The 16,342-nt window shown below is 54.5% G+C and carries 14 protein-coding genes; 5 read left to right on the top strand and 9 right to left on the bottom strand.

The window, feature by feature from the left end; genetic code table 11:
* Positions 1-6: 6 nt before the first annotated feature.
* The gene (locus O1V65_RS05010) at positions 7-441 is read right to left on the bottom strand and encodes a DMT family transporter (RefSeq protein ID WP_017492053.1); all 435 of its coding nucleotides are present in this window, start codon (positions 439-441) and stop codon (positions 7-9) included.
* Between the two features lie 96 nt (positions 442-537).
* Between O1V65_RS05010 and O1V65_RS05005 the strand changes: the two genes are divergently transcribed.
* Positions 538-1,473, top strand: coding sequence for a LysR family transcriptional regulator (locus tag O1V65_RS05005; RefSeq protein ID WP_269130237.1), 936 nt, complete (start codon positions 538-540; stop codon positions 1,471-1,473).
* Between the two features lie 219 nt (positions 1,474-1,692).
* Here the strand turns inward: O1V65_RS05005 and O1V65_RS05000 are convergent, their stop codons facing one another.
* Positions 1,693-2,721 carry a Gfo/Idh/MocA family protein gene (locus tag O1V65_RS05000; protein WP_017492051.1) on the bottom strand — a complete coding sequence of 343 codons (1,029 nt, stop codon included), beginning with the start codon at positions 2,719-2,721 and terminating at the stop codon, positions 1,693-1,695.
* Between the two features lie 236 nt (positions 2,722-2,957).
* Here O1V65_RS05000 and O1V65_RS04995 point away from each other — a divergent pair, with 236 nt between their 5' ends.
* Positions 2,958-3,779 (top strand): sugar phosphate isomerase/epimerase family protein, encoded by an 822-nt coding sequence (locus O1V65_RS04995; protein ID WP_017492050.1) that lies wholly within the window; start codon positions 2,958-2,960, stop codon positions 3,777-3,779.
* Positions 3,780-3,880: 101 nt separating this feature from the next.
* On the opposite strand, the gene O1V65_RS04990 is transcribed toward O1V65_RS04995, so the two are convergent.
* From O1V65_RS04990 to O1V65_RS04980, 3 genes are read right to left on the bottom strand one after another with little or no spacing between them, the layout of a single operon-like run.
* Positions 3,881-5,191, bottom strand: coding sequence for a c-type cytochrome (locus tag O1V65_RS04990; protein WP_017492049.1), 1,311 nt, complete (start codon positions 5,189-5,191; stop codon positions 3,881-3,883).
* 1 nt (position 5,192) lies between these two features.
* A complete protein-coding gene (locus tag O1V65_RS04985; RefSeq protein ID WP_017492048.1) occupies positions 5,193-6,965 on the bottom strand; it encodes a GMC family oxidoreductase in 1,773 nt (590 codons plus the stop codon).
* Between the two features lie 40 nt (positions 6,966-7,005).
* Positions 7,006-7,725, bottom strand: a complete 720-nt coding sequence (locus O1V65_RS04980) for a gluconate 2-dehydrogenase subunit 3 family protein (RefSeq protein ID WP_017492047.1) — start codon at positions 7,723-7,725, stop codon at positions 7,006-7,008.
* 537 nt (positions 7,726-8,262) lie between these two features.
* Between O1V65_RS04980 and O1V65_RS04975 the strand changes: the two genes are divergently transcribed.
* The gene (locus O1V65_RS04975) at positions 8,263-9,282 is read left to right on the top strand and encodes a LacI family DNA-binding transcriptional regulator (RefSeq protein WP_017492046.1); all 1,020 of its coding nucleotides are present in this window, start codon (positions 8,263-8,265) and stop codon (positions 9,280-9,282) included.
* 120 nt (positions 9,283-9,402) lie between these two features.
* Here O1V65_RS04975 and O1V65_RS04970 read toward each other — a convergent pair whose 3' ends face one another.
* Both O1V65_RS04970 and O1V65_RS04965 read right to left on the bottom strand, forming a co-directional pair.
* Positions 9,403-11,553, bottom strand: a complete 2,151-nt coding sequence (locus O1V65_RS04970; RefSeq protein WP_084912248.1) for a beta-glucosidase family protein — start codon at positions 11,551-11,553, stop codon at positions 9,403-9,405.
* 98 nt (positions 11,554-11,651) lie between these two features.
* Positions 11,652-12,518, bottom strand: coding sequence for an aldo/keto reductase family oxidoreductase (locus tag O1V65_RS04965; RefSeq protein ID WP_017492044.1), 867 nt, complete (start codon positions 12,516-12,518; stop codon positions 11,652-11,654).
* A gap of 97 nt (positions 12,519-12,615) precedes the next feature.
* Here O1V65_RS04965 and O1V65_RS04960 point away from each other — a divergent pair, with 97 nt between their 5' ends.
* Positions 12,616-13,572: a LysR family transcriptional regulator gene (locus O1V65_RS04960; RefSeq protein ID WP_017492043.1), complete on the top strand. Its 957-nt coding sequence runs from the start codon at positions 12,616-12,618 to the stop codon at positions 13,570-13,572.
* Here O1V65_RS04960 and O1V65_RS04955 read toward each other — a convergent pair.
* A complete protein-coding gene (locus tag O1V65_RS04955) occupies positions 13,561-14,724 on the bottom strand; it encodes an MFS transporter (protein WP_227953054.1) in 1,164 nt (387 codons plus the stop codon). The genes O1V65_RS04960 and O1V65_RS04955 overlap by 12 nt on opposite strands.
* A gap of 145 nt (positions 14,725-14,869) precedes the next feature.
* Between O1V65_RS04955 and O1V65_RS04950 the strand changes: the two genes are divergently transcribed.
* Positions 14,870-15,613, top strand: a complete 744-nt coding sequence (locus O1V65_RS04950) for an IclR family transcriptional regulator (RefSeq protein ID WP_017492041.1) — start codon at positions 14,870-14,872, stop codon at positions 15,611-15,613.
* Here the strand turns inward: O1V65_RS04950 and O1V65_RS04945 are convergent.
* The gene (locus tag O1V65_RS04945) at positions 15,608-16,330 is read right to left on the bottom strand and encodes a sulfite exporter TauE/SafE family protein (protein WP_165429983.1); all 723 of its coding nucleotides are present in this window, start codon (positions 16,328-16,330) and stop codon (positions 15,608-15,610) included. The genes O1V65_RS04950 and O1V65_RS04945 overlap by 6 nt on opposite strands.
* Between the last annotated feature and the right edge of the window lie 12 nt (positions 16,331-16,342).

Genomic DNA, 16,342 nt, shown 5'->3' with positions numbered 1-16,342 from the left:
TTCACCTTAACCTTTAGCCACGAGGACCAGTGCGGCAATAATAAATATCAGCGCGATGATACGTTTGTTGTCGATTTTTCGGTGCGCGGTGCCAAACAGCCCGTAGTGGTCGATGATCAGGCTTTTAAAGACCTGCCCCGCGAGAATACCGATCATGGTCAGTGCAATACCAATGCTCGGTACAGCAACGGTCAGGATAACCACATACATCGGCCCCAAAATACCGCCAATCAGCTGCCAACCGGGTTGAGCAAAAAACGAGGGACTGTTGCGCGGGCTGAAAAACAGCATCAACAGAAACGTCAGCGCGGCACCGACGCCGAAAATACTGAAAGTGGCCCATAAATCACCAACTTCTCCCCCCAATGGCCCCAGTAAACCGGCCTCAACGGATAACCCCATCCCGCCAACGACGACGAGCAATATTAATAAAAGCTGCATAAAACAGTCTCCAGTGATGTAGGCGACGATCATATAGCAGCGGTTGATGGCGAAAAACGGTATAATCCAAGAAACACTTTTGCAGGGAATGAGATAATGTACGACCCGAGCGCGATTAATTTCAGAACACTGCTGTTCTTTATTGGCGTCTTTGATGCACAAAGTTTTTCAGTAGTGGCGCGGCGTGAAGGGGTATCGGCCTCAATGGTGTCACGGGTGATTCATCAGTTAGAAGACACGCTCGGGCAGCAGCTGTTCTATCGCAACACGCGCGCGGTAATCGCCACCGAAGCGGGTCGTTTGTTCGTGGAGTATGCACGCACCATGACCGAGCAGCTTAATGAAGCGCGCCGCGAGTTGCTCGATCGAGCGCTTGAACCGGCAGGCCTGGTCAGAATCAATGCGCCGGTATTTTTTGGACAGCGCCACATCGCGCCCTGGTTGACCGAATTATCGAGCCGCTACCCCCGGTTATCGATTGAGCTAACGCAAACCGACGATTATATCGATCCCCATCGTGACGCCACGGACGTTTTGTTCAGGATTGGCACGCTGACGGACTCCTCGTTTCACGCCCGCGTATTTGGCACTCAGCGTTACCATCTGGCAGCGTCTCCCGCCTACCTTAGCCAGTTTGGAAAACCGGCTACGCCCGCCGAGTTCAGCCAGCATAAGTGTCTGGTGTACAGCGGTTCGACCGGCCCTAACCGCTGGCTGTTTCGAAAGCCAGAAGACGACTGGACTCACTACCCCATTTCGGCGGTGCTGACCTCCAACAACGCCGAGTCGCTGCTCACCGCCGCGCTCGACGGGATGGGGCTGGTGCTGTTCCCCGACTGGCTGATCGGTGACAGCATCAAGAAAGGCGAGCTTATCAGGCTATTGACGGACTATGAGGCGGCGATAAAAACCGAACCTCAGCACATCGCTGCCATTTACCCCAATACACGCCATCCCCCACTCAACGTCAGAACGGTGATTGACTACTTTGTCGAGGTCTACGGTACGCCGCTTTACTGGCAGTTTGATTGAGCGGGTAGCCTGCCCGGGGGGTAATCCGCCAAAGTGATCGGTCTGACGGCCCCTTCAACGGTATTAAACAGAGTTTTTTACTTACTGCGTATGTCTTCGAATACGTCGAGCAGGCCGAGAAAGCAACGCATAAGCAGCAGATTGCCCTGTGCTGTTCACGAAATCTGACGCATCGCCGGGTGATTGACCTTTGAGCCTTAACGGGCCGGTGAAAACCCCTTAAATATCGTTGAATACAATGCCCAATTCACGGCGTACTTCATCGAGCGTTTGCAGCGTGAGCAATGAGTCAGCCAGTGGGCGAATCGGCGACTCAGTCAGCCCATCCGCAACACAAAAGGCCAGATGCGCCGCCTGATGATAGAGTTGGTCGTAAGAAAAACGCGGCTCTTCATAGCTGATTTTCTGCTTATCGTTGTTGAAAATGTGGAAGTTTCCCGGCGCATAGAACATGCCTTCGAGAAAAATATAGCCTTCGGTACCGGCGATCACCGCCGTACCGGGCGTATGGCTAAACAGCGTGGTGTGAAGAGAGGACTGGTTGCCATTCTTATGTTTGAGGACGATAGACGCCTGCCCATTAACCCCAGTCGGTGCGGTCTGTCCAGACGCCAGCACCTGCTCCGGCGCACCCAGAAATTTGGTCGCCAGCGCAACCGGATACGAGCCGAGGTCCATCAGCGTTCCGCCCGCCAGTTCAGGACGCATAATGCGGTGGCTCTGCTCAAAATATTCACCGTGATCGGCAATAATGGTACGAATCTCACCAATCGCGCCCTGATCAATCACCTGCTGTAGCACATCAAACTTTGGCAGAAACGCGGTCCACATCGCCTCCATCAAAAAGACCTTATGCTCTCGCGCCGCCTCCTGTAATCCCCGCACCTGCTCGGCATTTATCGCCAGCGGCTTTTCGACCAGCACATGTTTACCGGCCTGAATCGCCTTGAGCGCGCAGGCATAATGCGTTGGGTGAGGCGTTGCCACGTAGACCACGTCCACGTTGTTATCCCTGACCAGCTCGTCGATGGAGCCGTAGGCATGGGGAATTGAAAACTGCTGGCCAAAGGCCCGTGCCTTAGATAACGCACTACCGGCCACGGCGTAGGCAATCTGGCGGGTATTTTTTTGCAGCGCTGCAACGAAACGCTGCGCCACCCAGCCCGGTCCGACGATTCCCCAACGTAACGCCGGCGCGCTGCGCCCTTCCGGGGTTCTGGCGGCGGGCAGTGTGTAATGAAATTTCATCGTTGTTCCTTTTATTGATCTCTCGAAAATTACAAATACTCGGGTCCGTATTGTGAAGATATTCAACAACTGCGTGCAGGGCTAGCGAGAATTTGATGCGAAACAATCAAAAATTCCATTTATATAAAATTGAAACTTTTATTCTAAAAGATTAGCATGGTAGCGATTAAATGGCCATTTCGAGCTTTGTACCCCATTACTTCTAAACATAATCATAAAGAGACAAGGAGTACCCGATGCAAAAAGCCCTACACGGAATCTCAACCCATTATTGCAACATTGTGACCGACGCTCGAATTGCCAAAGAGACCGGTTACGACAGCCTTGAACTGCTCAGCAGTAAGCTGGTGCGTTATCTCGATAACGGCGGCACCACGCAAAAACTCAAGAAGATATCTGACAGTTATGGCCTGTCGGTCGGCTGCGTTAATGCGTTGCTGGAAATCGAACGTTATCAGGGCGAGGCCAAGCAGACCATGCTCAAGGAGGCGACCCGACTGACTCGTGCGGCAGCCGAGCTCGAGTGCCCGACGGTGCAGATTCTGGCGCTGGACGGCATTGACGATAAACCCGATGAGACGGTGATGGACATCATCACTGAGAACGTCGATGCCATTGCCAAAATTGGCCAGGAGTACGGCGTTCGCTATCAGATTGAGGTCATTGCTTTCACCAAATTCCGCACTCTTGAACAAGGGCTTGAGGTCATTCGTCGCGTTGGCCGCGATAACGTCGGTATGGTCATCGACTTCTGGCATCTTTATGCCTCCGGATCCAAGCCTGAAGATATCGCGCGTCTTGATAAAAACCTGATCTACGGCGTCCATTTCTGCGACGGCCGCCTGCCTAAACCCGGCGAAGCCTGGGACCAGATGGTGCTGCGCAATTACATGCCGGGCGAAGGTGAAATTGATATTCAGGCCTGGACTGATGCAGTGAAAGCGACCGGATATGACGGGCTATGGTCGGCCGAGCTGTTTAGCCCAAACCGCTGGGAATATGACCTGTATGAGATTGCGACGGAATGCCGCGAGAACATGACCCGCTATACCGGCTAAGCCAGGTTCGTTCAACGATATCAGGTTAAATCGGCAGGAACATTTCATCGATGACCCAGATTGCCCAACGTGGCGTAATCTGGGTCATCGACTTTAGAGGCTTATTTCATCTGCAGCTGCGGTTGCAGTTTCAGCAGTTGACGAGTCTTGCTTGCCTCGCTGGCAGGCACAGCCGACGCCGCATTGCCCCATGAGTTGCGAATATAGGTCGCCACTGCCGCGGTCTGCTCGTCAGACAGTTTCCACGCAAAACTTGGCATTGCACCGCTGGTTGGATTGCCCTCGGTCACTGCGCCACGACCGCCCTGCAAGACAGTGGTCAAGATAGACGAGGCGTCAGGCGACATGATGGCCGGGTTATTGGCCAGTCCCGCCGCAAGATGCGATATGCCTTGCCCATTGCTGTTGTGACAGGCCGAACAGTTGGCCTCATACACATTAGCACCGATCTTCATCTGCGCATTATCCGCCGCCAGTGGGGTCGGTTTTTTGTTGTCCGAACCCGGCTGAGCCTTGATATAGCTGGCGATGGCGTGCAAGTCGGCGTCAGTCAGGTGCTGGGTGGAGTTGGTCACGGCCTCGGCCATTGGGCCCGATGCCACAGCAACATGGTTGCTGCCCAATTTCAGATACTGCACCACCTGATCTTCCGACCAGTTACCAATACCGGTATACGTATTGCTGGTGATCTCTGGCGCATACCACTCGCCGAGATTGCTGCCCTGCAAATAAGCTCCGGTATCCCCGCCGATGATATTTTTCGGCGTATGACAGGCCGCACAGTGCTCAAGACCTTCGACCAAATACGCACCGCGATTGTACTCGGCCGACTTCGACATATCCGGCTTGAAGCCTTCGTTTTTGAAGAACAGCAGATTCCAGCCCATCATCGCCATGCGGATGTTGTACGGGAACGGCAGTTGGGTTTCCGGCACCTTGTTGTTTACCGGTTTCACCGAACGCATATACATCCACAGGTCGTGCATATCCTCATCGCTGACCTTGACGTAGGCATTATAAGGCATTGCCGGATAAAGATTTTCTCCGTCGATACCCTTGCCGTGTCTCACGGCACGGTAAAACTCGCGCTCGGTCCAGTTACCGATACCGGTCTCTGCGTCCGGAGTAATGTTGCTGGCAAAAATGCCGCCAAACGGTGTGCTTATTGAATAGCCGCCCGCAAAGGCCTCTTTGCTGCCAGGCGCGGTATGACAGGCCACACAGTCGCCGGCGACCGCGACATAACGGCCACGGCTAATCGCGGCTGCATCGGCAGCGGTTAACGGCTGCTTCATCTGGGTCTTGTTGTCGGCGACGTTGTCCGCCGCCGTGCTGCCATTTTGATACAGTAAAACGCCCGCCACAACGGCGGCGATGACGACGACGCCGCCGACTACTTTAATCTTTTTCATATCATACCTTTACCAATGGGCCAGGGTTTTTCAGATACTGTTCGATGATGGCTTTCGCCGTCCACAGACTCAGTGCACCAATCGTTCCGGTCGGGTTGTACCCGGCGTTGTTCGGGAACGACGATGCGCCCAATACGAAGAGGTTATGGGCATCCCAGCTTTGTTGATAACGGTTGAGCACGCTGGTTTTTGGGTCTTCACCCATGACTGCCCCCCCAATGGTGTGGTCACTGGCAAAACTGTATGGCGAATAGGAGGTGTTGGTGGCGTTGGTCCCGATGACCAGTTTCGCGCCCATCGCCTTGCCTATCTCGACGCTTCTGTCCTCAACGAACTTGGCAGAACGGCGATCGTTCTCGTTGTAGTCGTAGGTCACGCGCAGCAGCGGATTGCCGTTGGCGTCTTTGTACTCTGGGTCGAGATCGAGATAGTAATCTTCGTGCGAGTAGCTGGTGCCCTGCCCAAAGATGAAGGTCCCGTTCTGGAAGGCGTGGGTGTAGGCTTTCTTCCAGTCTTTACCCCAGCGTGGCGTACCCGGAGGCAGTGCATCGGCGTTACCGATTGGCCGAGCGCCGCGGGCAACCACCAAAATACCTGCCCCGCCGATGAAGCCTTTTCCGGTATGGTCGAAGTTATCGCCGTTCCAGTCGTCAACCTGCTGCGAGAGCGCCCCGGCCCCGATAAACTGATTGAGGTATTCGTCTTCAAAGAACAGGTTAGCGCCAGAAACGGTCTGGAAACTGTAGGCGCGGCCGACGACGCCGGTTTTGGTCACCGGATCGTAAGGTTTGCCGATTTTGGAAAGCAGCAGCATACGCACGTTTTGCATCTGGAAGGCAGAAAGCACGACGATATCGGCCGGTTGTTCCCACTCCTGACCGTTGCGATCGATGTAGGTCACGCCGGTCACGGTTTTACCGTCTTCAGCCTTATTGATGCGGGTGACGGCAGACTCGGTCAGCACGGTAAAGTTTTCGCGCTGCATCAGGGCCGGCACCACGCAGGCGTTCGGGCTAGATTTGGAGAAGTTGCCGCAGCCGTAATAAAGGCAGTAACCGCAGTAGGTGCAAGGACCCATGCGCACGCCAAGCGGGTTAACGTAGGCTTTGGAAGCCTGCCCCGCCGGAACCATAAACGGATGCTGCCCGAGTGACTTGGCCGCATCGCGGAACAGGTCGGTCAGGCGCATGCCTTCAAGCGGCGGCAGCGGATATTCGCTGCTGCGGTTGCCTTCAAACGGGTTACCGTCTTCGATAACCTTACCGTTGAGCTTGCCCGCTTTACCGGAAACACCGGCAATTTTTTCAAAACGGTCATAGAAAGGCTCCAGCTCTTCATAAGTCACCCCCCAGTCCTGCAGGATAAGCCCTTTGACTATCTGTTGTTTACCGTAACGCTGAACCGTTTGCGTGTAGGGTTGAAGGTCAAACGGCGTGAAGCGCCAGGCCATGCCCGCCCAGTGCGTGCCAGAACCGCCCACGTTGTAACCCATCTCGTTCAGGTTCCAGTCGCGGGAAGGCAGCGCTTTTTGGGTTCTGTTGTTACGGAAGGTTGTGGTTTCAACGGCAGGCGGGAGCAGCATGCTGCGGCGGGTATCCCAGCGCAGCTCATCGGTATCAATGGAAGGTGGGAAATCGGTGGCGGTTTCAAACCATGGGCCACGCTCAACGGCGACCACGTTAAGGCCTGCGCGGGTCAGCTCTTCGGCTATCAGGGACCCACACCAGCCCAGTCCGACGACGACAACGTCAGCTTTTGGACGGATATTTTTCATATTAGGACTCGTTGTTGCTCAATCGCTTCAGAATTCCAGCTTAAAGAGTGTTATCAATCAGGCTGGTTGGAATAATGTTTAACTTCTGACCTTTCTTGCTCAGCAGATCGCGGAAGTCATAGCGCGCACCTGGGAAACCAATCATTTTCCAGCTCGCCATATCTTTGTTTCCGCCGTAAATCGGGTCGGATAAAAAGCCTTCGCGCACGTTCTGCAATAAAAGTTCGAAGAAAACTTTGGTTTCCACATCTGGTCCCAAATCGAGCTTGCCTGCTTCCATTGCGTGCAATATCTGGTCCTGCTGGTCACCGCTCAGGTCGACGAAATTCTTGCCAAACTGTTTTTGGAGGGTCTTGTCCAGCGCAGCCAGGCCGACGCGATAACGTTCCGCTGGCGTTTTCGCCTCTTGCGGCCCCTGTTCCGGCGTGCCCTTGACGAAACGGCCAAGGCGGTAGGTGCTGCTTGCCTGACCAAAATCCCCGGCAAGTTGGCGGTCAACGAAAATGGCGCAACCGGCCTCTTTGCCGCTAATGCTCATCTCGTCGGCCGGGATAAAGCGTTCGGCAATCGCACCGACGGTATCGAACTCGTGCTGCGTAAGATACTGCACCCCCCCTTTCCGTGGCTGAGCGAGAGGTCGGGTGTCTACCTTGCCCGGTTCCCACGGTTGACCGCCTTTGACTTCCTGCGCACTGGCCAACGGAATCGTTGACGTCACGCCCAAAACGGCAATAGACGATAAAAATTCTCTGCGTTTCATGAATTTCCCCTGCTCAAATAAGTTATTACTGCACTGTCCAGAGAGTAATAAAAACGACACTTAGGAATAAAAAGAGAATGGCTATTCTTGATATAGAGACATGACAGAAAAACCGAACCCATTAGTAAATGATTATGCTTCTCATTAATCGTCAAGTTTTAAGCAATGGGAATCCGAGCATTTTTAAATAAACGCTTTGAGGTATTTATTATTGCTTAGCACTGATTAATTTACGTCGTTTTGAATATAATCCTGTTGTTAAGCCCTGCACTCATATCTTTAGCGGAATACTTTTACTATATTGATTCACAAAACAAATGTAATCGGGCGAATAGTAAACCCATTTGAAGAGTGGTGGTACTTTTGGTTTGATGGTTTCCCATCATTTATAAACAATTTTACAACATAAAATGCGCTTGCTGTTCACTTAGCGTTCCAGATAAAAAAACATGCTGATGGCGCGACAACCGTGTTGCCAAACACCGCTCGCGGGTTAAACTGCGCTAAAAGGTTGTCTCTTCTCTCAAGGAAGCCGGTATGAAAAAGCTTACCCTCGAAACGCTGGCAAAAATGGCCGGCGTTGGTATAGCGACAGTAGACAGAGTATTAAATGAACGCGGTGGCGTCTCTCCAGAAACAACACGCAAAGTTTTAAAAGCCGCAAAAGAGGCAGGATTAAACCGCACGCTACCCGAAGAACGAAGAAGTCCCTGGCAAATAGAAGTTATCTTAAGTTCAAATGATACTTATTTTTTTAAGAAGCTGGCCGTGGATTTTAGAGAGGTCGCCAATGCTCTGGGCTATCAACGCCTCACATTACACCGAACGCTTATTTCTGAATCGCAGCCAGAGAAGTTGGCTCAGCATATTATTACCTCGAGCCATAAAAGAAATGGTTTGATTATTTTTGCCCAAAATCATCCCGCCGTTTATAAGGCGCTCGAGCATTGCAAGAATAAAGGTTTGCCGGTTATTACGCTGGTCACCGATCTGCCCGAATCACAGCGCCTGTGCCATGTGGGAATTAATCAACTTCAGGCCGGGCGCACAGCGGGATTATTGATGGCCAAGATGCTTCATCAGCCCGGAGAAGTCATGATGGTCAGCGGACGCGTCGATTTTAGCGCTCACCGCCAGCGTATCGAAGGCTTCAAGGAAGTTTTGCAGCACAGGGCGCCGCACATTCGACTCACCGAAGTCCTGGCCGGACAGGACCATCCCGAGACTCTGCGTCGGCTGCTTGAACAGACGCTGGCGCAGTCTAAAAATATTGTCGGTATCTATAACACCGGTGACGTCAACGCCGAGGTGAGCGAGGCGCTGGCAAGACACAAATTGCAGGGGAAATGCCTGTATATTACTCACGAGCTCTATGACCTCACGCGGCGTTTGCTCGAAGAGAATATTTTGTCCTTCACGCTGGACCAGAACGCCCGGCAGCACGCTCAGCTTGGTTTAAGTCTGCTGCTACAGGGACTGGAAGAAGGCTTACTGCCGGACACCTATTCAGACGGCAAGGTTGAATTCAAGATTATGACCGCAGAGAACGTCGATTAGGCTTTGAGAAAACGTCAAGCTTCCTGGGCCACCCTGTAACGGGTTGCTGGCAGACGAAGGCGTTTTACCCTAACTTGATGACAAAATGATTTTGGCACCCGTCCCTAGGTGCCAATACGTTTAATAGCCGAAACTGCGTCCCTGAAGAGGGAGATCACAATACAGCACAAACTCTTCCGCGTTTCTGGCGGCGTACAGGCGGTAGGTTTGCTGCGCAATAACCCATTTTTGCTCTTCACTGTGCCAGTTGGCAATGGCCTTAGACTCAAGCTGAAGCGCTATCTCGCGGCTTTCTCCCGGCTCGAGATGAACGCGTTCGAAGGCGACAAGACGCGCAGCGTAGCGTTTATCGGTCGGTTGAATATAGAGCTGTACGACCTCGGCACCGGCGCAATGACCGGTATTGGTCACCGTTAAACGGGCATCAATCACCCCTGATGCCTCTTCGACAGCCGCTAAATGGCTGAGCTCGAAGGTGGTATAAGAAAGGCCGAACCCAAAGGGGAAAAGCGGTTTCTGCGCGGTGCGCTCAAACCAACGATAGCCGACGTCAGAACCTTCCACGTTATAGTCAATGTGAATTATCCCTCCCTTTACCGGGCTTCCGGGTAGCGATGTGGTGCTTTCAGGATTGACTTGTTTAGGATGCGGCAACTGCGCTTCGCTGGCCGGGAAAGTCACGGGCAGACGCCCGGAGGGATTAACGCGACCAAACAGCACACCGGCAATCGCCTCACCGCCTCCCGACCCGGGGTACCACGCCTCTAACACCGCAGCAACCTCATCGAGCCAGGGTAACGTGACAGGTCCGCCGGTTTCCAGCACCACTACCGTCTGGGCATTCACCGCGGCCAGTGCCTCGATGAGCCGGTTCTGGGCCTCTTCAAGCCCCAATCCCTGCGCGTCCAGCGCCTCTGATCGCCATTCGTCGGCAAATACAATGACCGCATCCGCCTCGCGCGCCTGTTGCGCGGTTTTGCTAATATCTTCACCGCTGGAAAAAACCACCTCAGCAGCGTACGACTCGGCGCGGATCGCCCACAGAGGGGAAGACGGATGATAAACTTTTTCGGTTTTAATCCCCATGAAATCAATACCCGGCAGGCTCAGGCAGCCGACCGGCGTGACCGCCGATGACCCTCCCCCACACAGCACGCCGTGGTCGGCATGCGCCCCGACCACCAGCAGCCTGTTAGCGCCTTTTCTCAGTGGCAAAGTTTGTGCCCGATTTTTCAGCAGCACTATGCCCTGCTCCGCCTCGCGCTGCGCGATAAGCCGGTGCGCCATATAATCGATATCACCGTAGCGAGTGGCTGGATTTTCGACTGCACCCACCGAGAAAAGGCTGCGCAGAATACGGCGCACCATGTCATTGATGCGTTTTTGCGGAACCTCACCTGACTCGACCGCCTCCTTCAGCGGCTGCCCGAACCAAACCTGCCGGTCGAGATTGGCACCAGACTGTACGTCCAACCCGGCCAGCGCAGCCTTCGCCGCCGAGTGGGTCGCTCCCCAATCGGACATCACCCAACCGGGATACTGCCAATCGCCCTTCAGCACCTGGTTTAATAAAAATTCATTTTCCGACGCCCATTCGCCATTCACTAGGTTGTAACCGGGCATCACCGCTCCCGGCTTGCCAATCGCATTGGCAATCTCGAAAGCCAGCAGGTCAGACTCACGCAGTGCGGCCTCGCTGAGGTCAGAACTCACCACCACGCGGCCGGTTTCCTGGGCATTAACGGCAAAATGCTTGACCGTTGAAACCACGTGCTGCGACTGAATGCCGCGCACGGAGTGTCCGGCCATGACGCCGGTTAACAGCGGGTCTTCGGAGAGATATTCAAAATTCCGCCCTCCTCGCGGCTCGCGCACCAGGTTGGCTCCCCCGGCAAGCTGCACGTTAAAACCTTTAGCGAATGCCTCGCGGCCCACCAGAGTCCCCGTTTCCTCAGCCATTTGGCGATTAAAGGTTGAAGCAAGAAGCAGTCCCGAAGCGAGCGCCGTGGCGTTATCGCCCGGGCGAATATTACCCAGCGCGCTGACGCCAAGGCTGGCGTCGCTCTGTTGCATAGCAGGAATACCCAGGCGGGGAATAGCAGGATAATAGGCAGCAGAACCTATCGCACCGTCTGGGATAGACTCACCGCCAAGCGGGATAGCCATCGGCCCTGAGAGCCAGGCAAACTTCTCCTCTTCGGTCATCTGGTTCAGTACAATTTCTGCTTTTTGATCGGCGGTTAAGCCTTCTTTCTGCCAACTGTATTTCACTCGCGATCTCCTGTTGAGGCTATTGCATGCCCATCGTGGATAAGACATTAACAACAGTACCCTAGCAAATCGCGAGGTCCATAAACCGCCTTAACGTGTTATTGCGCCGCGCCAATCTGATTGAGCGTTTCCAGGGCTTCTGCTGGAATTTTCAGCTCGGCGGCGGCCAAATTTTCCTGCAAATGCTGCGGAGAAGAGGTTCCCGGGATAAGCAGGATATTGGGCGAGCGTTGTAGCAGCCAGGCGAGTGCAACCTGCATCGAGGTTGCCCCAAGCGACTGAGCAACCTCATTCAAGCGGTTATTTTGCAAAGGCGTAAAGCCTCCCAGCGGGAAGAAAGGCACGTAGGCAATCTCCTGCACCGCAAGCTGGTCAATCAATGCTTCATCCTTACGATTTACCAGGTTGTAAAGGTTCTGAACGCAGGCAATTGGGGTGATTTTTTGTGCATCGACGACCTGTTTTGCCGTGACGTTGCTCAGACCGATATGACGAATCAGGCCTTTGTCCCGCAGGGCAGCCAGCGCTTCGAGCTGTTCATCCAGCGTCCCCTCCGCCGGTTGATGAACGTCATACATGCTGCGAAGATTCACCACATCCAGCACCTCCAACCCCAGATTACGCAGGTTGTCCTCGACGGCGCGGGTAAGATCCTCGGCGCTGAACGCCGGCAGCCACCCCCCTTTGCTGTTGCGCACCGCCCCCACTTTAGTGACGATACACAGGTCGTGCGGATAAGGGTGTAACGCCTTTTTAATCAGCTGATTAGTGATGTGTGGCCCGTAAAAATCGCTGGTATCGATGTGACGTACGCCGGACTCAATGGCATCGCGCAACACCTGAAGCGCTCGCGCCTCATCGGCTGGGGGGCCAAATACGCCTTTCCCGGCCAGTTGCATCGCGCCATAGCCCATACGTGGAACCTGGCGGTCGCCGAGTTGATAAGTCAATGTTGCTGTAGACATGAAACACCTCCTGAGTGAGTGACACAGTAATTGTATCGGTATTATTACTGTGCAACTATTAGGCTAAATAACGACAAACTGTACGGGATGGCGGACAATGCAGTTGGATATAGCCCTGCTTCACGCGGTGGTCGCGGTGGCCAAGGCGGGAGGATTTCGTGAGGCGGCACGCGTTACCGGCAGCAACGCTTCAAGGCTGAGTGATTCCGTTCGACGGGCCGAGCAGCAGCTGGGGGTGCGCCTGTTTCATCGCACCACGCGCACCGTGGCGCTGACCGAAGTGGGTAGAGCGCTGATGGAAAGGCTGATGCCGGCCATGACCGAAGTAGACGCCGCGCTGGACATCATCAATCGCTATCGCGACACGCCTGCGGGCACACTGCGCCTCAACGTGCCGGTCAGCGCCGCGCGGCTAGTGCTCCCGACGCTGGTGCCCGAGTTTTTGGCGCGTTACCCCGACATTCAGCTGGAAGTGGTGGCAGAAAGCAACGTGCAGGACGTCTTTCGCGAAGGCTGTGACGCCGGTATCCGTTATGACGAATGCCTGGAGCAGGACGTCATCGCCCTGCCCATTGGCGCTCGTCGCCAGCGTTTTGCCGTGGCCGCTTCGCCGCAGTATCTTGCACGTCACGGACGGCCTGAGCACCCCAGCGAACTGTTGAAACATCGCTGTATACGCGGCCGTTTTGCGAGCGGCGTCATCCCCGAGTGGGAGTTCGAGCGCGACGGTGAGGTAGTGCGGATTCAGCCCAGTGGGCAATTGGTGGTTAGCATTGGTGCCGCGGTTGACCTGGCGGTCGCCACCGCCATTGCGGGCGGTGGCATTATTCAGCTGTTTGAGGAATGGCTGCGCCCATCGCTTGAGAACGGCGAGCTGGAGCCGCTTCTTCAACCCTGGTGGCCCAGCTTTTCAGGCCCCTATCTTTACTACCCTGACCGGCGTTTGACTCCGACGCCGCTCAGGGCATTCATTGATTTTATTCAGGAGAAAAATCAGCTTTCCCTCAGCAATTTCTCAGGGAAAAATCATCAGAACACGTCTTCAATCTCTTAACGGCAGCGGTTTTCTCGCGTTTTCGAGGCGTCTTTTCTGGCTGATAAAAAATCCGCAGACTCCCAGTGCGAACACCCCGGCCGCCAGAAATAGGGTGCGGGTATCCTGTGAGAGATAGCCCATAAACGCCGAGAGAAACTGCCCGAGAAAGATAGCCATCGAAAGACGCGCCAGGTTGTGGGCGCGCTGTGTCAGGCTTGAAAGTTCAACGATAAGATGATTAACCAACGGAATAGAGAAACCAAATCCGCAGCCTAACGCGACCCCACCCAATATAAACAGCGGCATTGAAGGCGCAAAGGCAAACAGCAGGTGCGCGACCCCATAACAGGCAAAGGCAACACAGAGCGTGCCAAAGTCGGAAAATCGCTTAATCAGTTTCGGCATCAGCCAGGCAGCAAACACCGCGACCAGCGACACGAACGACAGAAAATACCCTGTTTGAGCCTCAGTGATCCCCAGCGCATGGAAATGCAGAGGCAGCAGGATGATGGCGGTGAAAAAGGTAATCATCGAGAATACCGCAGCCAGATAGGTCAACCTTATCGCCTGGGGTGCCTGTGTTTGCGTCGCTTCCCCTTCCTCCTCAGCCACGCCGTGGGCAGGGGTTTTCGGCACAAAGGCCAGGACCAGCCCCAGCAGGATCCAGGCAAACAGATACAGGCAGAACGGCCAGCGCCAACCTGCGGTTGCCAACAAACCGCCAATGAACAGGAATATCACGCCGCCAAGCTCGATAGACATCCCCTGACGGGCAATCATCTGCATTCTCTGCTCACCGCGAAAGAAGACTGAAATCATACCTGTACCGGTCGACATCACAATTGCCGTCGCCCCTCCAAGCAGAATTCGGTCGGCAAACACGGCCACCGTGCCGTGCATAAATACCCCCGCAGCGCCGAAAAGACCATAGAAAAACAGTCCGTAACACAGCGAAGGATACAATCCGATGCGATGAGCGATACGTCCGGCAAGAGGCCCGAAGATAACCACGCCCAGCGAAGGCAGCGTGACCAGCCAACCCGAGGCATGTTCGACCCCAAGCTGTCGGGCTATCGAGGGCAGCCCCGGAACAATCACGCAGCCCACCATGATGGTCAGGCAGGCTACAGCCAACAGCGTAAACCCTCCCATTTTGGACAGAGTTTTCATGCTAATCCTTAAAAAATGAATAGTGACCGTTAAACGGAATATATAACCACTGTACGGTCACACTTTTAAGGCCAATTTATGATAATGTCAACGTCTCAACATTGAAGATCGATGTTATTCACCCGTTTAAATAAAGGATCCAGGGATGTCGGAAGAGTCGGACAAGAACGGCAAACAGGTCATCGCACGCGCCGCCGAGGTGCTGCGGGCGCTGGAAAAATCACGCGTGGGAATGAGTCTGGCGCAGTTGGCCAGAGAGACCGATTTGCCGCGCACGACGGTGCACCGGTTAGTGAATGCGCTTGAGGCACAGCAGCTGGTTCAGAATGCTCACGATGGCATCAAGCTTGGCCCGGCCCTGGCCCGCATGGCTGCCGCTGCGCATACCGATTTTGTGACTATCGCCAGACCGGCGGTTGAGGCGCTGGGCAGAAGAACGCGCGAAACAGTCGACGTCAGCGTGTATCGAAATCTGCATGCAATTTCCGTGGATCAATACGCATCGGATCAAGAGCTGCGGGTGGTTTCTGCCGTTGGCACAGCATTTCCGGCCCACTGTACCGCCCTCGGCAAGGCCATCCTGGCGCAGCTGCCCGACGAGTTTCTGCTCAAAGCCGTCTCGCTGAATCTTGAGGCCAGGACCCGACAGACCCTGACCACGCGTGAAGCGCTGCTTGAGGACATTGCGCAAACCCAACGCAGGGGCTATGCGCTGGATATCGAAGAGCACGCACGCGGCGTCTGCGGCATAGGTGTCTGTTTCAAAACCGGGCACAGTGATTTTTATGCTATTTCACTGGCGGTACCAGCGCTGCGTTTCGAAGACGAGTCTGCATCACTCATCGCCGCCCTGCTGAAATGCAAGGCCGAAATTGATTCGCTGCTATGATGCCAGAGCGTCCCACAGCAGTGAGCCTCCTGCCAACATCAGCATGGCATCTATCAGGTAATTAAAGGTTTTTTCAGACATTTTAATGACAAAACGCTTGCCAATGTACATACCTGCCACGAGTGTCACCCCCACCAGCAGGCCGCTTATCAACAGCGGAGCAGGCAGTGCGCCAAGCGCCCCAAAGGTTGAGGCTTTAGCCAGATAGATGGCAAACGAGGCCGCGGCTTCCGTCGAGAGCAGCGCGCCTTTTGCCAGACCGTAAGCGGCAAAAATCGGGATAGTCAGCGGACCCGTCGAGAAAACCACGCCGGTAAGGTAGCCTACCAACGCCCCGGCCAGCGCCAGTTGCCAAAGGTTGAGCGTAAACGCCCGCGCTCTTGCCCAGAAGCGCAGCGGAACCAGCAGAAAGAAAAAAAGCCCGATAAAAACGTTCGATAAGGCGGCAGGCATTATCCACAGCGTATTTGCCCCCAGCACGGCGGCCGGAATACCGGGAAGTGAATAGGTAAAAAATGCCTTGAAATTAATCTCCTTGCGCCAGAGATAAACGCGCGAAATATTTCCCATGATGGCCGCGATTGCCATTATCGGGATTGCCGCCTTTGGCCCAAAAGTGTAGGCCAGCGACGGCAGCAGCATAATCGATGCCCCTGTCCCTACTATCCCGCTAATGACACCGGCCACAATCCCTATCATCACAATGATTAAATACATCACGCCATACGC

Origin of the sequence: Rouxiella badensis (assembly GCF_026967515.2) — a bacterium.
Lineage (GTDB): Bacteria > Pseudomonadota > Gammaproteobacteria > Enterobacterales > Enterobacteriaceae > Rouxiella > Rouxiella badensis.
Note: the sequence above shows the minus strand (reverse complement) of the source record. Positions and strands in the feature narration are given on the sequence as shown.